General features: G+C 69.2%; 15 protein-coding genes and 1 pseudogene. 6 read left to right on the top strand and 10 right to left on the bottom strand.

What is annotated here, in order from left to right; all coding sequences use genetic code 11:
* Positions 1–64: 64 nt before the first annotated feature.
* Both JS278_RS13300 and JS278_RS13295 read right to left on the bottom strand, forming a co-directional pair.
* Positions 65–553, bottom strand: a complete 489-nt coding sequence (locus JS278_RS13300) for a PH domain-containing protein (protein ID WP_114045610.1) — start codon at positions 551–553, stop codon at positions 65–67.
* Positions 554–665: 112 nt separating this feature from the next.
* Positions 666–1316 (bottom strand): DUF1707 SHOCT-like domain-containing protein, encoded by a 651-nt coding sequence (locus JS278_RS13295; RefSeq protein ID WP_181833738.1) that lies wholly within the window; start codon positions 1314–1316, stop codon positions 666–668.
* A gap of 79 nt (positions 1317–1395) precedes the next feature.
* On the opposite strand from JS278_RS13295, the gene JS278_RS16080 reads away from it, so the two are divergent.
* Positions 1396–1620, top strand: coding sequence for a hypothetical protein (locus JS278_RS16080; RefSeq protein WP_181833737.1), 225 nt, complete (start codon positions 1396–1398; stop codon positions 1618–1620).
* Positions 1621–2025: 405 nt separating this feature from the next.
* On the opposite strand, the gene JS278_RS13285 is transcribed toward JS278_RS16080, so the two are convergent.
* Together JS278_RS13285 and JS278_RS13280 are read right to left on the bottom strand one after the other, a co-directional pair.
* On the bottom strand, positions 2026–2322 hold the full coding sequence (locus tag JS278_RS13285; protein ID WP_114045608.1) for a DUF4342 domain-containing protein: 297 nt from the start codon (positions 2320–2322) through the stop codon (positions 2026–2028).
* A gap of 105 nt (positions 2323–2427) precedes the next feature.
* The gene (locus tag JS278_RS13280) at positions 2428–3414 is read right to left on the bottom strand and encodes an aldo/keto reductase (RefSeq protein ID WP_114045607.1); all 987 of its coding nucleotides are present in this window, start codon (positions 3412–3414) and stop codon (positions 2428–2430) included.
* Positions 3415–3516: 102 nt separating this feature from the next.
* Between JS278_RS13280 and JS278_RS13275 the strand changes: the two genes are divergently transcribed.
* The 3 genes from JS278_RS13275 (at position 3517) to JS278_RS13265 (ending at position 6607) form a co-directional block, all read left to right on the top strand.
* Positions 3517–4119, top strand: coding sequence for a short chain dehydrogenase (locus tag JS278_RS13275; RefSeq protein WP_114045606.1), 603 nt, complete (start codon positions 3517–3519; stop codon positions 4117–4119).
* A 93-nt stretch (positions 4120–4212) separates the two neighbouring features.
* Positions 4213–5148 carry an AEC family transporter gene (locus JS278_RS13270; protein ID WP_114045605.1) on the top strand — a complete coding sequence of 312 codons (936 nt, stop codon included), beginning with the start codon at positions 4213–4215 and terminating at the stop codon, positions 5146–5148.
* A gap of 28 nt (positions 5149–5176) precedes the next feature.
* A complete protein-coding gene (locus JS278_RS13265; protein ID WP_114046339.1) occupies positions 5177–6607 on the top strand; it encodes a DHA2 family efflux MFS transporter permease subunit in 1431 nt (476 codons plus the stop codon).
* A gap of 27 nt (positions 6608–6634) precedes the next feature.
* Here JS278_RS13265 and JS278_RS13260 read toward each other — a convergent pair whose 3' ends face one another.
* The 3 genes from JS278_RS13260 to JS278_RS13250 form a co-directional block, all read right to left on the bottom strand.
* Positions 6635–7645 (bottom strand): hypothetical protein, encoded by a 1011-nt coding sequence (locus JS278_RS13260; protein ID WP_220149977.1) that lies wholly within the window; start codon positions 7643–7645, stop codon positions 6635–6637.
* Entirely contained in the window at positions 7642–7998 is a 357-nt protein-coding gene (locus tag JS278_RS13255; protein ID WP_114045604.1) for a GntR family transcriptional regulator, read from the bottom strand. Before JS278_RS13255 ends, JS278_RS13260 begins: the two co-directional genes overlap by 4 nt.
* A 161-nt stretch (positions 7999–8159) precedes the next feature.
* The gene (locus tag JS278_RS13250) at positions 8160–9290 is read right to left on the bottom strand and encodes a YihY/virulence factor BrkB family protein (RefSeq protein ID WP_114045603.1); all 1131 of its coding nucleotides are present in this window, start codon (positions 9288–9290) and stop codon (positions 8160–8162) included.
* A gap of 578 nt (positions 9291–9868) precedes the next feature.
* Here JS278_RS13250 and JS278_RS13245 point away from each other — a divergent pair.
* A complete protein-coding gene (locus tag JS278_RS13245) occupies positions 9869–10462 on the top strand; it encodes a family 43 glycosylhydrolase (protein WP_245935117.1) in 594 nt (197 codons plus the stop codon).
* Positions 10463–10494: 32 nt separating this feature from the next.
* Here JS278_RS13245 and JS278_RS16805 read toward each other — a convergent pair.
* Positions 10495–10593: pseudogene (locus tag JS278_RS16805) on the bottom strand (hypothetical protein); the annotation flags it as partial.
* A gap of 151 nt (positions 10594–10744) precedes the next feature.
* On the opposite strand from JS278_RS16805, the gene JS278_RS13240 reads away from it, so the two are divergent.
* Positions 10745–12070 (top strand): amidohydrolase family protein, encoded by a 1326-nt coding sequence (locus JS278_RS13240; RefSeq protein WP_181833736.1) that lies wholly within the window; start codon positions 10745–10747, stop codon positions 12068–12070.
* A 95-nt stretch (positions 12071–12165) separates the two neighbouring features.
* Here JS278_RS13240 and aspA read toward each other — a convergent pair whose 3' ends face one another.
* Together aspA and JS278_RS13230 are read right to left on the bottom strand one after the other, a co-directional pair.
* A complete protein-coding gene (gene aspA, locus JS278_RS13235; RefSeq protein ID WP_114045600.1) occupies positions 12166–13614 on the bottom strand; it encodes an aspartate ammonia-lyase in 1449 nt (482 codons plus the stop codon).
* A gap of 110 nt (positions 13615–13724) precedes the next feature.
* On the bottom strand, positions 13725–14501 hold the full coding sequence (locus JS278_RS13230; protein WP_114045599.1) for an NAD(P)-binding domain-containing protein: 777 nt from the start codon (positions 14499–14501) through the stop codon (positions 13725–13727).
* Positions 14502–14509 lie beyond the last annotated feature (8 nt).

Raw genomic sequence — 14509 nt, 5'->3', positions numbered from 1 at the left:
TCCGAGGCCGGGTCCGGCGGCGTCGGTTCCGGCCCGGCTGGGCGCGTGCTCCCGGGATCTGTGCTCACAGGCCCGCGTCCGATGTCTCGGCGATGGCTGTGATCCGGTCACGCAGGGCCACGGCATCGGCATGCGGCATCCCCGGGATGGTGGCGTCCGACAGGGGCGATGCGGTGACCAGCTGCACCGAGGCCAGGCCGAAGTGCCGGTCGACCGGCCCGGAGCTGATCTCGACGCTCTGCATCCGCCCGTAGGGGACGATCGTGAGGTTACGGAACATCGGCCCCGATCGGATGCACAGGTCGGTGCCGCGCTCGCACCAGCCCCATGCCGACACGATCTTCGTCATCCGCAGCCAGCGCCACATGGTGATCGCCAGACCCACGATGGCTGCCACCAGCGCGGCCCACCACGTCCAGATGATGCCCAGGCCCACGGCGACGATGAGCGTGGGGATTCCCCAGGTGAGCAGCACTGACAGCCTCTTCACCGTGATGTACCGCGGCGAGACCGGCTGCCACCGGCCCCCAGGCGGGTCGAAGAGGGCGTCCATGGAGCCAATGTAGCGGGGCGATGTGCGCGGATCACTCGCTGGAGGCCCGAGTTCGAGCAGAACAGGCCCGATCATGCCTTCCAGCTAGCAATATGCGCGCGGCATGCTCAGGTCAGCCGAACCACTTGCGGAGCTTCTTGGCGAAGGAGACGTGCTCGGGCCCGTAGACCTTGACGTCGCCCAGAGCGAGGAATCCGGTGAGGGTCACGGTCGGGTCGTCGGGGCCGCTGGGCACCAGCCCGTCGAACTTGCTGTCGCCGAGGAAGCGTCCGGTCTGGTCGATCACCCGCATGCCCTCCGGCACCATGATCTTGATGTCGCCCATCACCGACCTGATCTCGATGACGACGTCGTGGGCGGCCAGCGACATGGAGGTGAGGTCGAGCTTGACGTCACCCAGCCCCGAGACGATCTCGGTGCGGGCAGCCAGCGTATGGCCGGCACCACGGGTGACGTCTCCCATGATGGTGACGATGCGGTCGTCGGGAGGTCCGGCGACCACCGGCACCCGGCTGGTCGCAGGCACCATCGCCGAGGACGCCGACGCCCGGGGCGAGACGGCGGCCGGATCGAGATCGCGGGTCAGCACCGCGAGATCCCCGAAGGTGCGAGCCGTGATCGCCGAGGCGGCGCGCTCGTCGTGCTCCTCCCGGTCGAGACGACCGTCGGCGTAGGCCTCGTCGAGCAGCTCGGCGACCCGGGTGCGGTCCATGTCGCCGACACGCATGTCCAGGTGACGGTCCTCGGGAGATGGCTCGATCATGGCGTCCAGCCTAGTTCGGGGAGGGTGCGCCGTAGACTCTTGTGTCAGGACGCGACGACGCGGAGAAACGGGGTGACCGATGTCCGGGAAGAAGTGGCAGGAGCTGCCGAGGCCGGTAAGGGTCGGACTGGTGACGGCGGGAGGCGCAGAGGCCGCATTGAAGGTCTGGAGCCTCATCGACCTGGTCCGGCGCCCGGCCGATCAGGTGCGCGGCCCCAAGGCGCTGTGGGCGTTCGGGCTGATGACCGTGAACTCGCTGGGCGCAGTACCGCTGATCTATCTCGCCAAGGGGCGCCGGCACTGAATGCTGGCGAGAACCTCGGGACCGACGAGGGCGAGATCGCCATCAAGAGACCTGCATCACACGTTGTGAGGGTGTGGGGCGAAGACGCCCCACACCCTCACAACGTCACAATCACAACGTCACAGCCCCTCGGCCCCGGAGGCCCGGCCCTCTCGGCCACTCCTCGACGGACAGCCGAGCGTCCGTCAGGGTGCCGCGCAGGATGCCTCCGATGGAGGCGCCCAGATCAATCGCTGCGACGGCGCATCCGGTCATCGATCAGACCCCCAGCCAGCCTGCTGACCGCCGCCCCGCTCCTCGCGGACCTGCTCCAGGTAGCCCGAGCACAGGAAGGCAGCGTAGGGATCGGGGTCGATGCCCTGCTCGGCACGCAGGGGGTGGACGTCGGTGTTGAAGGCGTCCGTGTCAGTGGTCCTCTCTGCGCTCCACCTCGACGGTGACGCCGGTGCCGAGGGCCGCGATCGCGCCGATGGCGGCGATGGTGGGGGCGGCCAGCACGGTGACCCCGCCCACGGCCACGCCGGCGCTCAACGGCACCGAGAAGAGCCGGCGCCCGTCGCGGCGGCGGATGACGATCCTGCGCACATTGCCCTGACTGACCAGAGACTTGACCTTGGACAGGAGCTGGTTGGCGGGCACTTCGAAGTGTTCGGTGTTGGAGCGTCGGGGTCCGCTGCCTGACTTCCCGAAGTCATTCCACATGGGGGTTCTCCTGTCGTGTGAGTACCGTCCAGTATGGCGCGGGCCGTACGGGGTCGGGTGTGTTCATGCCCCCCATCGTCAGGGGCCGCGCACCCGCACGGCGACTCAGCGAACGGCTCCGCCGCGGGCGGTGAGGAAGAGCTTCCACCAGTCCTCGTCGCTCATCGCCCGTGCAGCCCGAGCGGCGTCGGCCGCCGCCATGATCCGCTGCGGCCTGGAGCTGCCGATGACCGGCACGATGCCGGACGGGTGGCGCATCAGCCAGGCCAGCAGGATCGCGGTGGGAGTGACGCCGCCCGCCCGGGCCTGCCGGGCCACCTCGGTACGGGTCGCCAGAACGGCCGGATCCTCCTGCCGCCCGGTATCCGCAGGCTGGTCGGGGTCGTAGCGGCCGCCCGCCAGCGGGCTCCACGCCTGGTTCTGCACGCCATGGGCCAGGGCGTACTCCAGGGTGCCCGCCGGGAAGACCGCCGGGTCGGCATTGACCCCCACCTCGACCTCCACGAAGTCGCGGTGGGCCAGGGACAGCTGCAGCTGGTTGACCTGCAGCGGATGGTTCAGATGGGCCTGAAGGGCGGCCATCTGATGGTGAGACATGTTCGAGACCCCGATCCGGCCGACCGTCCCCTCATCGATGAGGCGGTCCAGGGCGCGGGCGGTGCCGGCACGGTCGATGAGGGGACTCGGACGATGGATGAGCAGGGCGTCCAGGTGATCGGTGCGCAGCCGTGCCAGGCAGCCTTCCACCGAGGCCAGCACGGTGTCGGCATCCTGTCGGTAGTGGGCGACGTCTGAGGCGGTCGTGTTGCCGGGCACCCGGATTCCGAACTTCGTCTGAATGCTGAAGTGCCGGCGCAGGTCGGGGCGGTTCTGGAGCACCTCGCCCAGCACTCTCTCGGACTTCCCGTTGCAGTAGATGTCGGCCGTGTCGATCCAGCTGATGCCGATGCCGGACGCCGCGTCGAGGGCCGCCTCAGCGGCTTCGACCTGGGACGGCTCGAGCGGGCTGTCGTCCCAACCTCCGCCCAGTCCCATGGATCCGTGGATCAGCCCGGACGGGTCCGGGTCGAGTGATTCGTCGACAGCGGCCATGGCCCCTCCTGGATGCGGTGTGCACTCTGCGCTGCCCACTCTGCCCCGGCCGATCCTCGACCGCCACCCGGGCTGCGTCGGCGTCGCCCATAGGCTGGGGTCATGCGCATTCTTCTCATCGGAGCCACCGGCATCATCGGATCGGCAGTCCACACCGTGCTCGCCTCCCACGGCCATGACGTCATCGCAGCCCACCGCGGCAGCACCGAGTACCCGGTCGACATCACCGAACCGGCGTCCATCGACGCCCTGTTCACCCGGACCGGCACCGTTGACGCGGTGTGCGTCACCGCCGGCCCAGCGGTCTTCCGCCCCCTGACTGAGCTCAGCCTTGAGGACATCCTGACCACCCTCAAGGGCAAGGCGCTGGGGCAGATCGAGGTGGTCCGGCGGGGGCAGCACAGCATCTCGCCCAACGGCTCCTTCACCCTGGTGACCGGTCTGCTCACCCACGAGCCGTGCTTCACCAGTGCCGCCGGATCAGCGGCCAACGGTGCCGTCGAGTCTTTCGCCAAGGCCGCGGCCCAGGAGCTGGCGCCGGTCCGGGTCAACGTCGTCAGCCCCACCGTGATCGCCGAGGCCGGGCCCGGCGCCAAGAAGATGTTCGCCGGCGACCCGGGGGTGCCGGCGGCCACCGCCGCGCTGGCCTTCGTGCGGTCCGTCGAGCGTCAGGAGACCGGACAGGTCTACGAGGTGCGTTCCTGACGTCCGCTCAGCGACCCCCGCGGGCGACTCGGGTGCCCGGGTTGTTGACTGGATCCTGTACCCGAACCCGATCCTGAACGTGGTGAGACCCTGTTGGTCGTCATTGCTGAGAACGTCGCGGCCCTGGCCGTCGTCATCCTCGTCGGATGGGCGCTGCGCCGCACCGGAGCCGTCGGGCCCGAGGCCGGCAAAGTGCTGTCCGGCTTCGTGTACTGGGCCGCCGCCCCGGCCCTGCTGCTCTACTCGATCGCCGAGACACCCATCTCCCAGGTGCTCGGTCGGCCCCTGGTCGTTGCCGCGGCGTCCGGGCTGGTCACCGCGGCGCTGTTCGCGGCCATCGCCCGGTTCGCGATGCACGCCGATGCCGGCCAGGTGGTGCTCGGGTCGATGTCGGCGTCACTCAACAATGCCGCCTATATCGGCATCCCGATCGGCATCTACGTGCTCGGGCACGCCTCCTACGGCGTCCCGGTGATGATCTTCCAGCTCGGATTCCTCACCCCGTTGTTCTACGTGCTCTCCGACCTGGTGGGCTCCGGCGTGCGGCCCACCGTCGCCGGGGTGCTGCGGAGGGTCTTCACCAATCCGATGGTGATCGCCGCCGCCCTCGGCTTCCTCGTCTCGGCGACCGGGATCCGTCTGCCCTCGATCATCAGCACCACCGCCCACCTCATCGGGGAGGCCGCCCCCGGCACCGTGCTCATCGCCCTGGGCGTCTCCCTGGTCGGTCAGACCTTCTCCCTCCACGACCTCGACGGCCACCTCACCGAGTTCGCGGTCGCCTTCAAGCTCGTCATCCAGCCGCTGGTCGCCCTGGGGGCCGGACTGGCGCTGGGCATGGGCGGCCACGCTCTCATGGCGGTGGTCATCATGGCCGGGCTGCCCACCGCCCAGAACGCGTTCATCGCCGCGACCCGGGCGAAGGTGGGGGAGCGGATCGCCGAGGCCGCCGTCGTCCTCACCACCGTGCTGTCGCTGCCGCTGACCGTCCTGGTGGCCTGGCTCTTCGTCACCTTCTTCGGTGGATGAGCCCAGGGCGGGGCCTAGGGTGGGCCGGGTGAGCGATTCCCAGACCTTCCCGGCGCCCCGGGACCCGCGTCTGAATCGCCCCTGGCCGGCGATGTGGTCGATCCTGGTGGGCTTCTTCATGATGATGATCGACGCCAGCATCGTCACCGTCGCGCTGCCGAGGATGCAGAAGGATCTGCACGCCGATCTGACCCTGCTGGCCTGGGTGACCAGCGCCTATCTGCTGCCCTACGCCGCTCTCATGCTCATCACCGGCAGGCTCGGAGACCGGCTCGGCCTCAAGCGGGTCTACATGACGGGTCTGGGGGTGTTCACCGTCGCCTCCCTGCTGTGCGGTCTGTCCACCACGGCCGGGATGCTCATCGCCTCCCGGGCGCTGCAGGGGGTAGGGGCCGCGATCGTCTCGCCGCAGACGATGTCGATGGTCACCCGGATCTTCCCTCCCGACGGGCGCGGCAGGGCGATGGCGATCTGGGGAGCCACCGGGGGAGTGGCCAATATCATCGGCCCGCTGCTGGGCGGTGTGCTGGTCGACGGCCCAGGCTGGCAGTGGATCTTCTACGTCAACCTGCCGGTGGGTGTGCTCGGGATGATCGCAGCCGCCCGGTTCGTCCCGGCGCTGGCGGGCTCCGCGAATCGGCTCGACTGGACCGGCGCGCTACTCAGCGCCGTAGGTCTGGGGCTGCTCGTGTTCGGCGTGCAGGAGGGGCAGCGCTACTCCTGGGGGGCCATCGCCGGGGTGATGACGGTGCCGCGACTCATCGTCGTCGGCCTCGGGCTGCTGGTGGTATTCGTCTTCTGGCAGGCCCGGATGGGCTATGACGCGCTGGTGCCGCTGAGACTGTTCGCCGATCGCAACTTCAGTGCCGCGGTCGGGGGCATCGCGGCGATGGGGGCCATCGTCTTCACCCAGAACTACCCGCTCACGATGTTCCTGCAGAACGTGAGGATGCTCAGCCCCACGCGGGCGGCCCTGATGACCCTTCCGGTGGCCGTGGTGTCGATCGTGCTGGCGAACCCGGTGGGGCACTGGCTCGACGGCCACGATCCGAAGCCGATGGCCCTGACCGGATTCGGATGCATGATCGCCGGCCTGTCCTGGCTGAGCCTGGCCATGTCGCCCCGTACGCCGATCCCGGTCGTTCTCGCCGCGATGACGGTGATCGGCGTCGGCAACGCCCTCATCTGGTCGCCGCTGTCGGTGGCGGCCACCGCCAATCTGTCGCCCACGCTGGCCGGAGCCGGGGCGGGCCTCTACTCCGAGATGCAGCAGGTGGCCGCCGTGCTGGGATCTGCCGGTATCGCGACTCTCATGACGTGGCGGGCGGGGGTGCGAGACGATCTGGCCCTCGCGATGGGCGACTCGATGTGGCTGTCTGTGGGTCTGGCTGCAGCTGGTCTGATCGCATGCCTGTGCTTCGTCCGTCCGCGCAGGGCCGCCGACTGGGCTCAGGGCTGAGGGCCGGGCGCCGGATTCCGCCGAGGGTTAGCGTCGATCCCGGGCCCGGGCGGCCATCGTGTTGAGCAGCGCGGCGCCCTGTTCGGCATCGTCGACGGTGATCACCAGGGACCGGCCGCCCGACTGCTCGACCAGCAGCGCCTCGCCGGCGCGCAGCACGATACCGGTCCGTCCTCCGTGGCCGACCCGCCATCCCCAGCCACCGAAGTCGCGGAACGGGGAGACGTCGATCACCGAGGCTCGTTCGACCTCATCGGCCCGGATTCGGGTTCGTGGCCAGCCGAGCAGGGAACGCGCCGTGAGACCGGTGGCGTCCACGCGGACCTGGAAGGCGAGCATGGCGCCCAGCACCAGGACGAGTACCGCCACGAGCGCGAGTACTCCCGGGGTGTTCAGCACGATCGACAGGACGACGATGAGCAGGATCGAGCCCACCGCGATCGCCGCTCCGGGGCCACCGGAGACGCGGCGCAGCCATACGGCCCGGGCCGCCTCGCCCAGCGGTATCCGGGGGGCTCCGGCGGGCACGGCTGTGGTGGCGGGCCGACGCCGGTCCGCGGGTACCAGGATCGCGGCGATCACCGCGGGGACCAGCGGGGCCAGCAGTGCCAGCGGCAGCAGCCAGCCGGGGAGCGCGACCTGATGGGCGTCGGCCAGGCCGCGCTGGGGTGCCAGCGAGCCCGCGGTGAGGGTGGCCAGCAGGCCGGCCATCCAGACGTTCCCGGCGGCGGCCATCCGCAGTGTGCCGGCGGTGCGTCCCATGAACAGGGCGATCGCGTCGAAGAGCACGAGGCATCCGATCCCGGTGATGCCCATGGTCGCGAGGAACCCCGCGAGACCGGAGACGGCGTCCGGGACCGATCCGCCGTTCCAGTGCGAGGCCACCGGATCGGGCAGTTCCTCGCGCCATGACCAGGCGATCACCGTCGACGCGATGAGCAGTGCGAGTGCGATCGCCGAGGACCAGACCGTCGTGATGACGGCCCTGCGACGCCAGGGTTCGCGTGTATCGGTGGAGTGCGGGGTGCGGGTGTTCATGATCGAAGCGCTTCCTTGAGAAGTGTGATGAGTGCCTGTGCCGGCAGGCCTGCGGTTCGCCCGGCCTCGACGTACCTGCTGAGGGCCGTCTTCACCTCGGCCATGCCTGGGGGGCGGGCCGCGGTGACGACGGCGCCCCTGCCACGGCGAAGTTCGATGACTCCCTCGTCGCGAAGCTGCTGAAAGGCGTGCAGCACCGTGTGGATATTGAGATCCAGGGAGTCTGCGAGCTCCCTGGCCGAGGGGAGCCGGTCGCCGGTTGACAGGTCGCCACGGCTCAGGGCGACGTGGACCTGAGCCGCCAGTTGGGCGTACAGCGGTTCGGCCGCCGTGGGATCGACTGTCCAGATCATGGGTTCATGGTAGATCGACTAAGACTATTTTTCTAGTACAACTAGAAAAATGGTCGGAGGGGAGGGGAAGCCTGGAGGGGAGCCTGGAGGAGAGGGTGACCGGGCCACGGGCCCGGACCTGGAGGGGAGAGGTGCGGACGGAGTGGGCCCCGGCGCCGGCCTCAGATGGGCAGCGGGTCCTGATTCTCCGGCGCCTCCGGCCGGACGGCCATCACCGGCTGCACCTCGCCGGTCACGGCGTTGTGCGGCCAGTCCAGGGTCGCGGGCCGGCTCATCGTCACGAAGTTCGGCCGTTCGGTGAAGTGCACGGCGTCGGGGTCGCCGACCGCCACCGACTGCGGAGGATTGGCCATCCAGGCGCAGACGTAGAGCAGCACACGCACCAGCAGGTTGATCCAGAGGATCAGGGTGATGACGGCCGTCGCCGATGCGAGCAGCGCGTCGTCCACAGCTCCGACCGCCGAGGTGCCCAGCTGGCGCAGCAGGGCCGATCCGACGGCGAAGAACGCCATCCCCCACCGCAGGTCCTTGCGGGGCACGCGGATGCCGGCGACGAGGCGCACCAGCAGCACCAGCGACGCGACGTCCGCGACGGCCGAGATGGCCAGGCCGGTGGCCACCAGGCCGATCCGCCCGATGCCGGGACTGATGCCCAGTGCGCTGTTCAGCCAGTCCCCGAAGATGTTCATCACGATGCTCAGGCCCGAGCTCGCCACCAGGCAGACGCCCAGGCAGACGGCCCCCAGGGCGTTGCGCAGGATCCGGACGACGCCGTTGCCGGGCAGCGCCACGATGCCGAACATCGACTGGATCGCCTTCGCCAGGTTCCCGACCAGGGTGATGGCCGACCAGGCGGCCACCAGCAGGGCGATGATCCCGGTGATGGACGAGGCGTCGGACTGCACCAGGGAGTCCGGGTCCAGCAGTCCCGTTGAGGAGGAGCCGGTCTTGAGGATCCCGGGAAGGGCCTGATCCAGGGCGTCGATGAAGGACGCCTTGAGCTGTGCGTTGCCCCCGAGGACGGCCATGAAGACGGTGATCGCCACGGTGAGGACGGCGGTCAGGGACAGCATCGTGGTGAGCGCCATGCCCGAGGCCATCAGCCCGCCGTAGCGCATCCCGTAGCGCTGAAGAGTCCTGGCGATCCGGATCTGCTTCCACCAGGAGGCGAGCGCCTTCGCGCGGCTGGTGGCGCCGCCGGTCCTCGCGGCCTCCGAGAATCCCGGCGCTTGCGGCGGCGCGGGGTTGGTGTCGACCTGTGGCTCGTCTTCCGGTTCCCTGTCATCCGCCATGCCTCAATCTAACCGCCGTACCGCTCAGGCCCGCACATCCGGGGGCTATGAGGGTGGAGGATTCTGGGCATGTCGCGCCGGACTCTGGCGGGCTGACGGAGTCGGAGAGCGTTGGGACCGAGGTCCTTTGTGTCACATCCGCGCTCCCTGCACGCAGCGCCAGAGTTCGCACGCAGCGCCAGGAATTTCAGGCGCTGCGTGCGAACTCTGGCGCTGCGTGAATTCTGGTTGACCCGGGATCGTGCGGCCGGGCCGTTGGCGATCCCGCCGAAGCCGTCATGGGTGGGGCGCGACGTCATCGCGGACTGTGATGACCGTCATGGAGCCTGCACGAGGAAGTACGGCTGTACGAATCGGCGTGGTGAGGACGAACGCCTCGCATACAGTGGTGTAACGATACAGAAGCCGTCGGGGTTCAGAATTCGGGGCTCGGAATGGGGAGTGTTCCGGAACGGGCTGCGTCATGAACAGCGGGCAGAGGAGACGATGGAGGACCGGCGAGCAGGTCGACGGCCGCCGTCGAGCGCAACGGCCGTGTCGTCCTGTACTTCACCCCCGAGAACAGTATCGGCGTCGCGGTGGGGGAGGGCCAGCTGGGACCCTTCACCGATCTGGGCCGCCCGCTTATCCCGGCCGGACAGTTCGCAGGGCCCACCATCGATCCGTCGGTCTTCACCGATGACGACGGGACGATCTACCTGTACTGGGGCAATTCCGTCGTTCACGCCGTCGCGCTCAACCCGGACATGGTCTCCTTCGACGCGGACGCCGTGAGGTCCTGGATCCCGACCGATTTCCGGGAGGCGGTGTTCGTCCACCGGCGCGGCGACGTCTACTACGCGTCCTGGTCGGTCAACGACACCAGGGAGGCGGACTACTGCGTGAGGTATGCCACCGGTCCCGGGCCCTTCGGTCCCTGGGAGGACCACGGCGTTCTCCTCTCCCGCGTCGACGAGCGCGACATCCTCGGCACCGGGCACCACTCGATCCTGCGTCTTCCCGGCACCGACGAGTGGATCATCGCCTATCACCGATTCGCCATCCCCGGCGATGACGGAGTCCACCGGGAGGTGGTCTTCGACCGCCTCATCCACCGGTCCGACGGCCTGCTCGAACCCGTCGACCCGGCGCCGGAGCCGATCACCGTTCGCATTCCTGGCCAGGTGCGCTGAGGCCGAGACATTCCCGCTCTGCGGGCGAGCTCTGCCTGCGTGAGCCCGTGTTGGATTCGGGAGTCTCTGATGCCTGCGCCGAGATCCGTGACGGAGCGGATGCCGGCCCGGGGCGCCGAACCGACGGCCACCGAGTCGATGCCGCACGGGGCCACACGACCGGATGACGAGACGGCGAATCACCATCCGGACTATCGCGTCCGGACGGGCGGGGTGATGGCAGGCTCGTGGCTCACACCCCGGATACGGACTCCGGGCGATTCAGCCGAGGAGGATCGCGCGATGGCGAGCGGACATGCGAGTGATGCGGCAGTCAGTGGGATCAGGGCCGACGGGGCGAGGGCGGTCACGGCCGGCCGCATCCTCACCGGGCGACCCGGCGAGGAACTGACCGATGGCTGCCTCGTCTTCGACACCGAGCAGATCCGGTGGGTGGGTCCACGAGCCGACCTGCCGGCCGAGTACGCGCAGCTGCGGATCGAGGAGTACCCGGACGCCACGATCCTGCCGGGGCTGGTCGAGACCCACGCCCACCTGGGGTCGCGCCCCGGTGGAGGGCCACGGGTGCCCGATGCCGGCCGGCACGCCCAGGCCTGGAACGCCCTGCACTCGGTGCACGTGCTGCGCCAGCTCGGCTCGATGGGCATCACCTCGGCGCAGTCCCTGGGCTCCCGGTTCTACACCGACGTCGCGGTGCGCGAGGCGGTGGCCCAGGGGCTGCTCGACGGGCCGAGGATCGTTGCCGCAGGGCCGATGATCACCACCACCGGCGGGCACGACTGGGCCGACGGCGCCGAGGTGGACTCCCTCGACGACATCCGCCACGCGGTGCGCGAGCACCACAAGGCCGGCACAGACGTCATCAAGGCGGCGGTCACCGGCGGCTTCTTCACGCCCGGGTCGGCGCAGTGGCGCGCCCAGTTCAGCACCGAGGAGATCCGCGTGCTGGTCGACGAGGCCCACCGGCTGGGCAAGCCGGTCGCCGTCCACGCCCACGGCACCGAGGGGATCGAGCGGGCCGTGGACGCCGGCGTCGACTACATCGCTCACGGCACCTTCATCTCCGACGACGGGACCACCCGCTTCGAGCCGGCGCTCGCCGACCGGATCGCCGAGGCCGGGATCTACGTCGACGTCGCCGCACCGCCGTCCTACCCGCCGGTGCCCGGCGAGACCATCGCCCCCCGTGCCCTGGACCTGTACCGCAGGGGGGTGCGGATCGTCACCGGCCACGACATCGGCGCGGTGATCCCGGCCCATGCCTATCTGTTCGGGTTGTACCAGCTGGAGGAGGCGGGAATCCCGCGCCCGGAGATCCTCACCGCGGCCACATCCCGGGCCGCCGCGGCGATCGGGCTGGCGGGGGTCACCGGAGTGCTGGCGCCGGAGTACCAGGCCGACTTCCTGGTGGTCGACGGGAACCCCCTCGACGGCCTGGCGGCTCTGGAGCGCAAGGACCTCATCGTGATGCGGGGCAGGACGTTCGTGCCCGATCCGGTGCCCGAGTATCACGGCCGTGGGACCGGGGACGGCGCCCCGGCGAGCCCGGACAGCGTGCTCGCACGGCGCGGGCGGGATCTGGAGCGCAGTCGGTCCCAGCGGTGGTGAACCTCCGGCGATCGGGTGCGCATTTTGCTCGCTGGAGCGCCGATCTCTGGGGCAAGATGTCTGGATCGGCCCTCGAGCGAGCAAAATGCGCAGGCTCACTCCTCCGGGATCGGCAGGCCGACCTCGCCGGCCTCGTAGATGTGCCCGGAGTAGTGGGGTTTCAGGAAGTTCTCCGGGGTGAGGATGGCGTCCGCCCGCTCGGCGGTGAGGAATCCCATGTCGATGACGACGTCGCGCACCGAGCGCCCGGTGCGCTCGCACTCGCGGCCCACCAGATCGCCGTTGTGGTGGCCGATGACGTCGTTGAGATAGGTCACGATGCCGATGGAGTTCATCACGTCGTTGCGGGTCCGCTCGGGATTGGCCGTGATGCCCCGGATGCACTTGGTGCGCAGGGTGTCGCAGGCGTTGGTGAGCAGATGGATCGACTCCATGAGGGACTGCGACAGGGCCGGCTCCATGACGTTGAGCTCGAGCTGTCCGGCCTCGGCGGCGAAGCAGATCGCGACGTCGTTGCCGAAGATCTTGAAGCACACCTGGTTGACCACCTCGGGGATCACCGGGTTCACCTTCGCGGGCATGATCGAGGAACCCGCCTGGAGTTTCGGCAGGTTGATTTCATTGAGGCCGGCGCGCGGGCCCGAGGACAGCAGCCGCAGGTCGTTGCAGATCTTCGAGAGCTTCGCGGCGGTGCGCTTGATCGACGAGTGGACGGCCACATAGGCGCCGTTGTCGTAGCTGGACTCCAGTAGGTCGTTCGACGTCGTGACCGGGAATCCGGTGACCCCGGCCAGCATCTGGGCGGCCACCTTGGCGTAGCCGGGCGGGGTGTTGAGACCGGTGCCGATCGCCGTGCCGCCCATATTCACCTCGACCAGGAGGGCGGCGCTGGCCTCCAGGCGGCGGATCTCCTCGGCGACGTTGTGGCCGTACGCCTGGAACTCCCTGCCCAGGGTCATGGGCACGGCGTCCTGGAGCTGGGTGCGGCCCATCTTGAGCACGTCCCGGAACTCGGTGCCCTTGTTGAGCAGGGAGTCGCTGAGCTTGTGCACCGCCAGGATGAGCCCGCGGACCAGGGAGTAGGAGGCGATCCGGAATCCGGTGGGGTAGGCGTCATTGGTCGACTGGGACTTGTTGACGTGGTCGTTGGGATTGATGACGTCGTAGCGGCCCTTGGGGTATCCCAGCAGCTCCAGGGCGAGATTGGCGATCACCTCATTGGTGTTCATGTTGATCGACGTCCCGGCGCCCCCCTGGAAGGCGTCGGTGGGGAACTGATCCATGCAGCGACCGTCCTCCAGGATGGCGTCGCAGGCCGCGATGATGATGTCGGCGATATCCTCGGGCAGCGCCTGCAGCCGCCTGTTGGCCCTCGCCGCCGCCTTCTTCACCTGGACCATGCCGCGGATGAACTCTGGCTCGTCGTTGATGGTTCCCCGCGAGATCTGGAAGTTCTCCATCGCCCGGACGGTGTGGATCCCGTAGTAGCAGTCGTTCGGGACCTCGCGGGTCCCCAGCAGATCCTCTTCTGTCCTGGTGTCCACGGCAGATGCTCCTTCGCAGTCGAGTGGTGAGGCCCTGTGTTCTGTGCAGGTCGGGCGACGACGGTGATGCCCCGGGCCTCTGCCTCGAGCCTATCGGCTCGCCTCGCGGGTCACTCGGTGACGCGGCGCAGCAGGTGATCCAGAGCCGATTCCAGGGAGCCGACGGTGCCCTGGTCGAAGAACTCGTGACGCAGCTGCTCATTGAGGCCGCCCGGGGTCTCGTGGGATCGGATGAGCTGATCCATCGACGTCTCCCGGTCGCGGAGCGCGGGCGCCAGACCGGCCACGGCGTCCCGGATGAACCGCTCCGCATCAACGGGGGAGACTCCCCGGCTGCCGGCCCAGCGGCTCAGCGTGGCGACATACTCGAGCAGCCCGGTGAAGCACCCCGTCATCGCCGAGAAGACCGACAGCTGGGCCTCATCGGCTACTTCGAGGCAACCGCCCAGCAGGTCGAACAGCTGTGTGACGACGCTCGGAGCCGGGGTCATGACGGTGACGGCGCCGCGCCGCGCCACCGGCGGCAGCGGGATCGTTCGGACGATCGGAAGGTCGGTGTCGAGGGCGTCTCGCAGTTCAGTCAGGCTGACGCCGGCCAGCACGCTGATCACGATCTGGCCGTCGTGGAGGCGCAGGTCATGGACGGCGTCATGCAGCTGGTCGGGCAGCATCGACAGCACGACGACGTCGGCCCCTGGCGTGACCTCCCGGTTGGACGCCGCGACCTCGACCCGCTCGTGGCGGGCGGAGAGCTCCGCGGCGTTGCGGGCTCCTCGCGGCGACAGGATCACCCGAGACGGTCCGCCGTCGCCACCGACCAGCCCCTCGACCATGGCCGTGGCGATCGTCCCCACGCCGATGAGACCCACCGTCCCCAGATCCTGCATGATCTGAC

It is taken from the genome of Acidipropionibacterium virtanenii (assembly GCF_003325455.1).
GTDB classification, from domain to species: domain Bacteria; phylum Actinomycetota; class Actinomycetes; order Propionibacteriales; family Propionibacteriaceae; genus Acidipropionibacterium; species Acidipropionibacterium virtanenii.
This window is presented reverse-complemented; position numbering and strand designations above follow the sequence as displayed.

Bases quoted from the DNA above. Each gene is read 5' to 3' on its own strand.
- JS278_RS13250 (WP_114045603.1), bottom strand. From the start codon at position 9,290: ATGGCGGATGACAGGGAACCGGAAGACGAGCCACAGGTCGACACCAAC.
- JS278_RS13300 (WP_114045610.1), bottom strand. From the start codon at position 553: ATGGACGCCCTCTTCGACCCGCCTGGGGGCCGGTGGCAGCCGGTCTCG.
- JS278_RS13240 (WP_181833736.1), top strand. From the start codon at position 10,745: ATGGCGAGCGGACATGCGAGTGATGCGGCAGTCAGTGGGATCAGGGCC.
- JS278_RS13280 (WP_114045607.1), bottom strand. From the start codon at position 3,414: ATGGCCGCTGTCGACGAATCACTCGACCCGGACCCGTCCGGGCTGATC.
- JS278_RS13285 (WP_114045608.1), bottom strand. From the start codon at position 2,322: ATGTGGAATGACTTCGGGAAGTCAGGCAGCGGACCCCGACGCTCCAAC.
- JS278_RS13260 (WP_220149977.1), bottom strand. From the start codon at position 7,645: ATGAACACCCGCACCCCGCACTCCACCGATACACGCGAACCCTGGCGT.
- JS278_RS13295 (WP_181833738.1), bottom strand. From the start codon at position 1,316: ATGATCGAGCCATCTCCCGAGGACCGTCACCTGGACATGCGTGTCGGC.
- JS278_RS16080 (WP_181833737.1), top strand. From the start codon at position 1,396: ATGTCCGGGAAGAAGTGGCAGGAGCTGCCGAGGCCGGTAAGGGTCGGA.
- JS278_RS13255 (WP_114045604.1), bottom strand. From the start codon at position 7,998: ATGATCTGGACAGTCGATCCCACGGCGGCCGAACCGCTGTACGCCCAA.
- JS278_RS13230 (WP_114045599.1), bottom strand. From the start codon at position 14,501: ATGCAGGATCTGGGGACGGTGGGTCTCATCGGCGTGGGGACGATCGCC.
- JS278_RS13275 (WP_114045606.1), top strand. From the start codon at position 3,517: ATGCGCATTCTTCTCATCGGAGCCACCGGCATCATCGGATCGGCAGTC.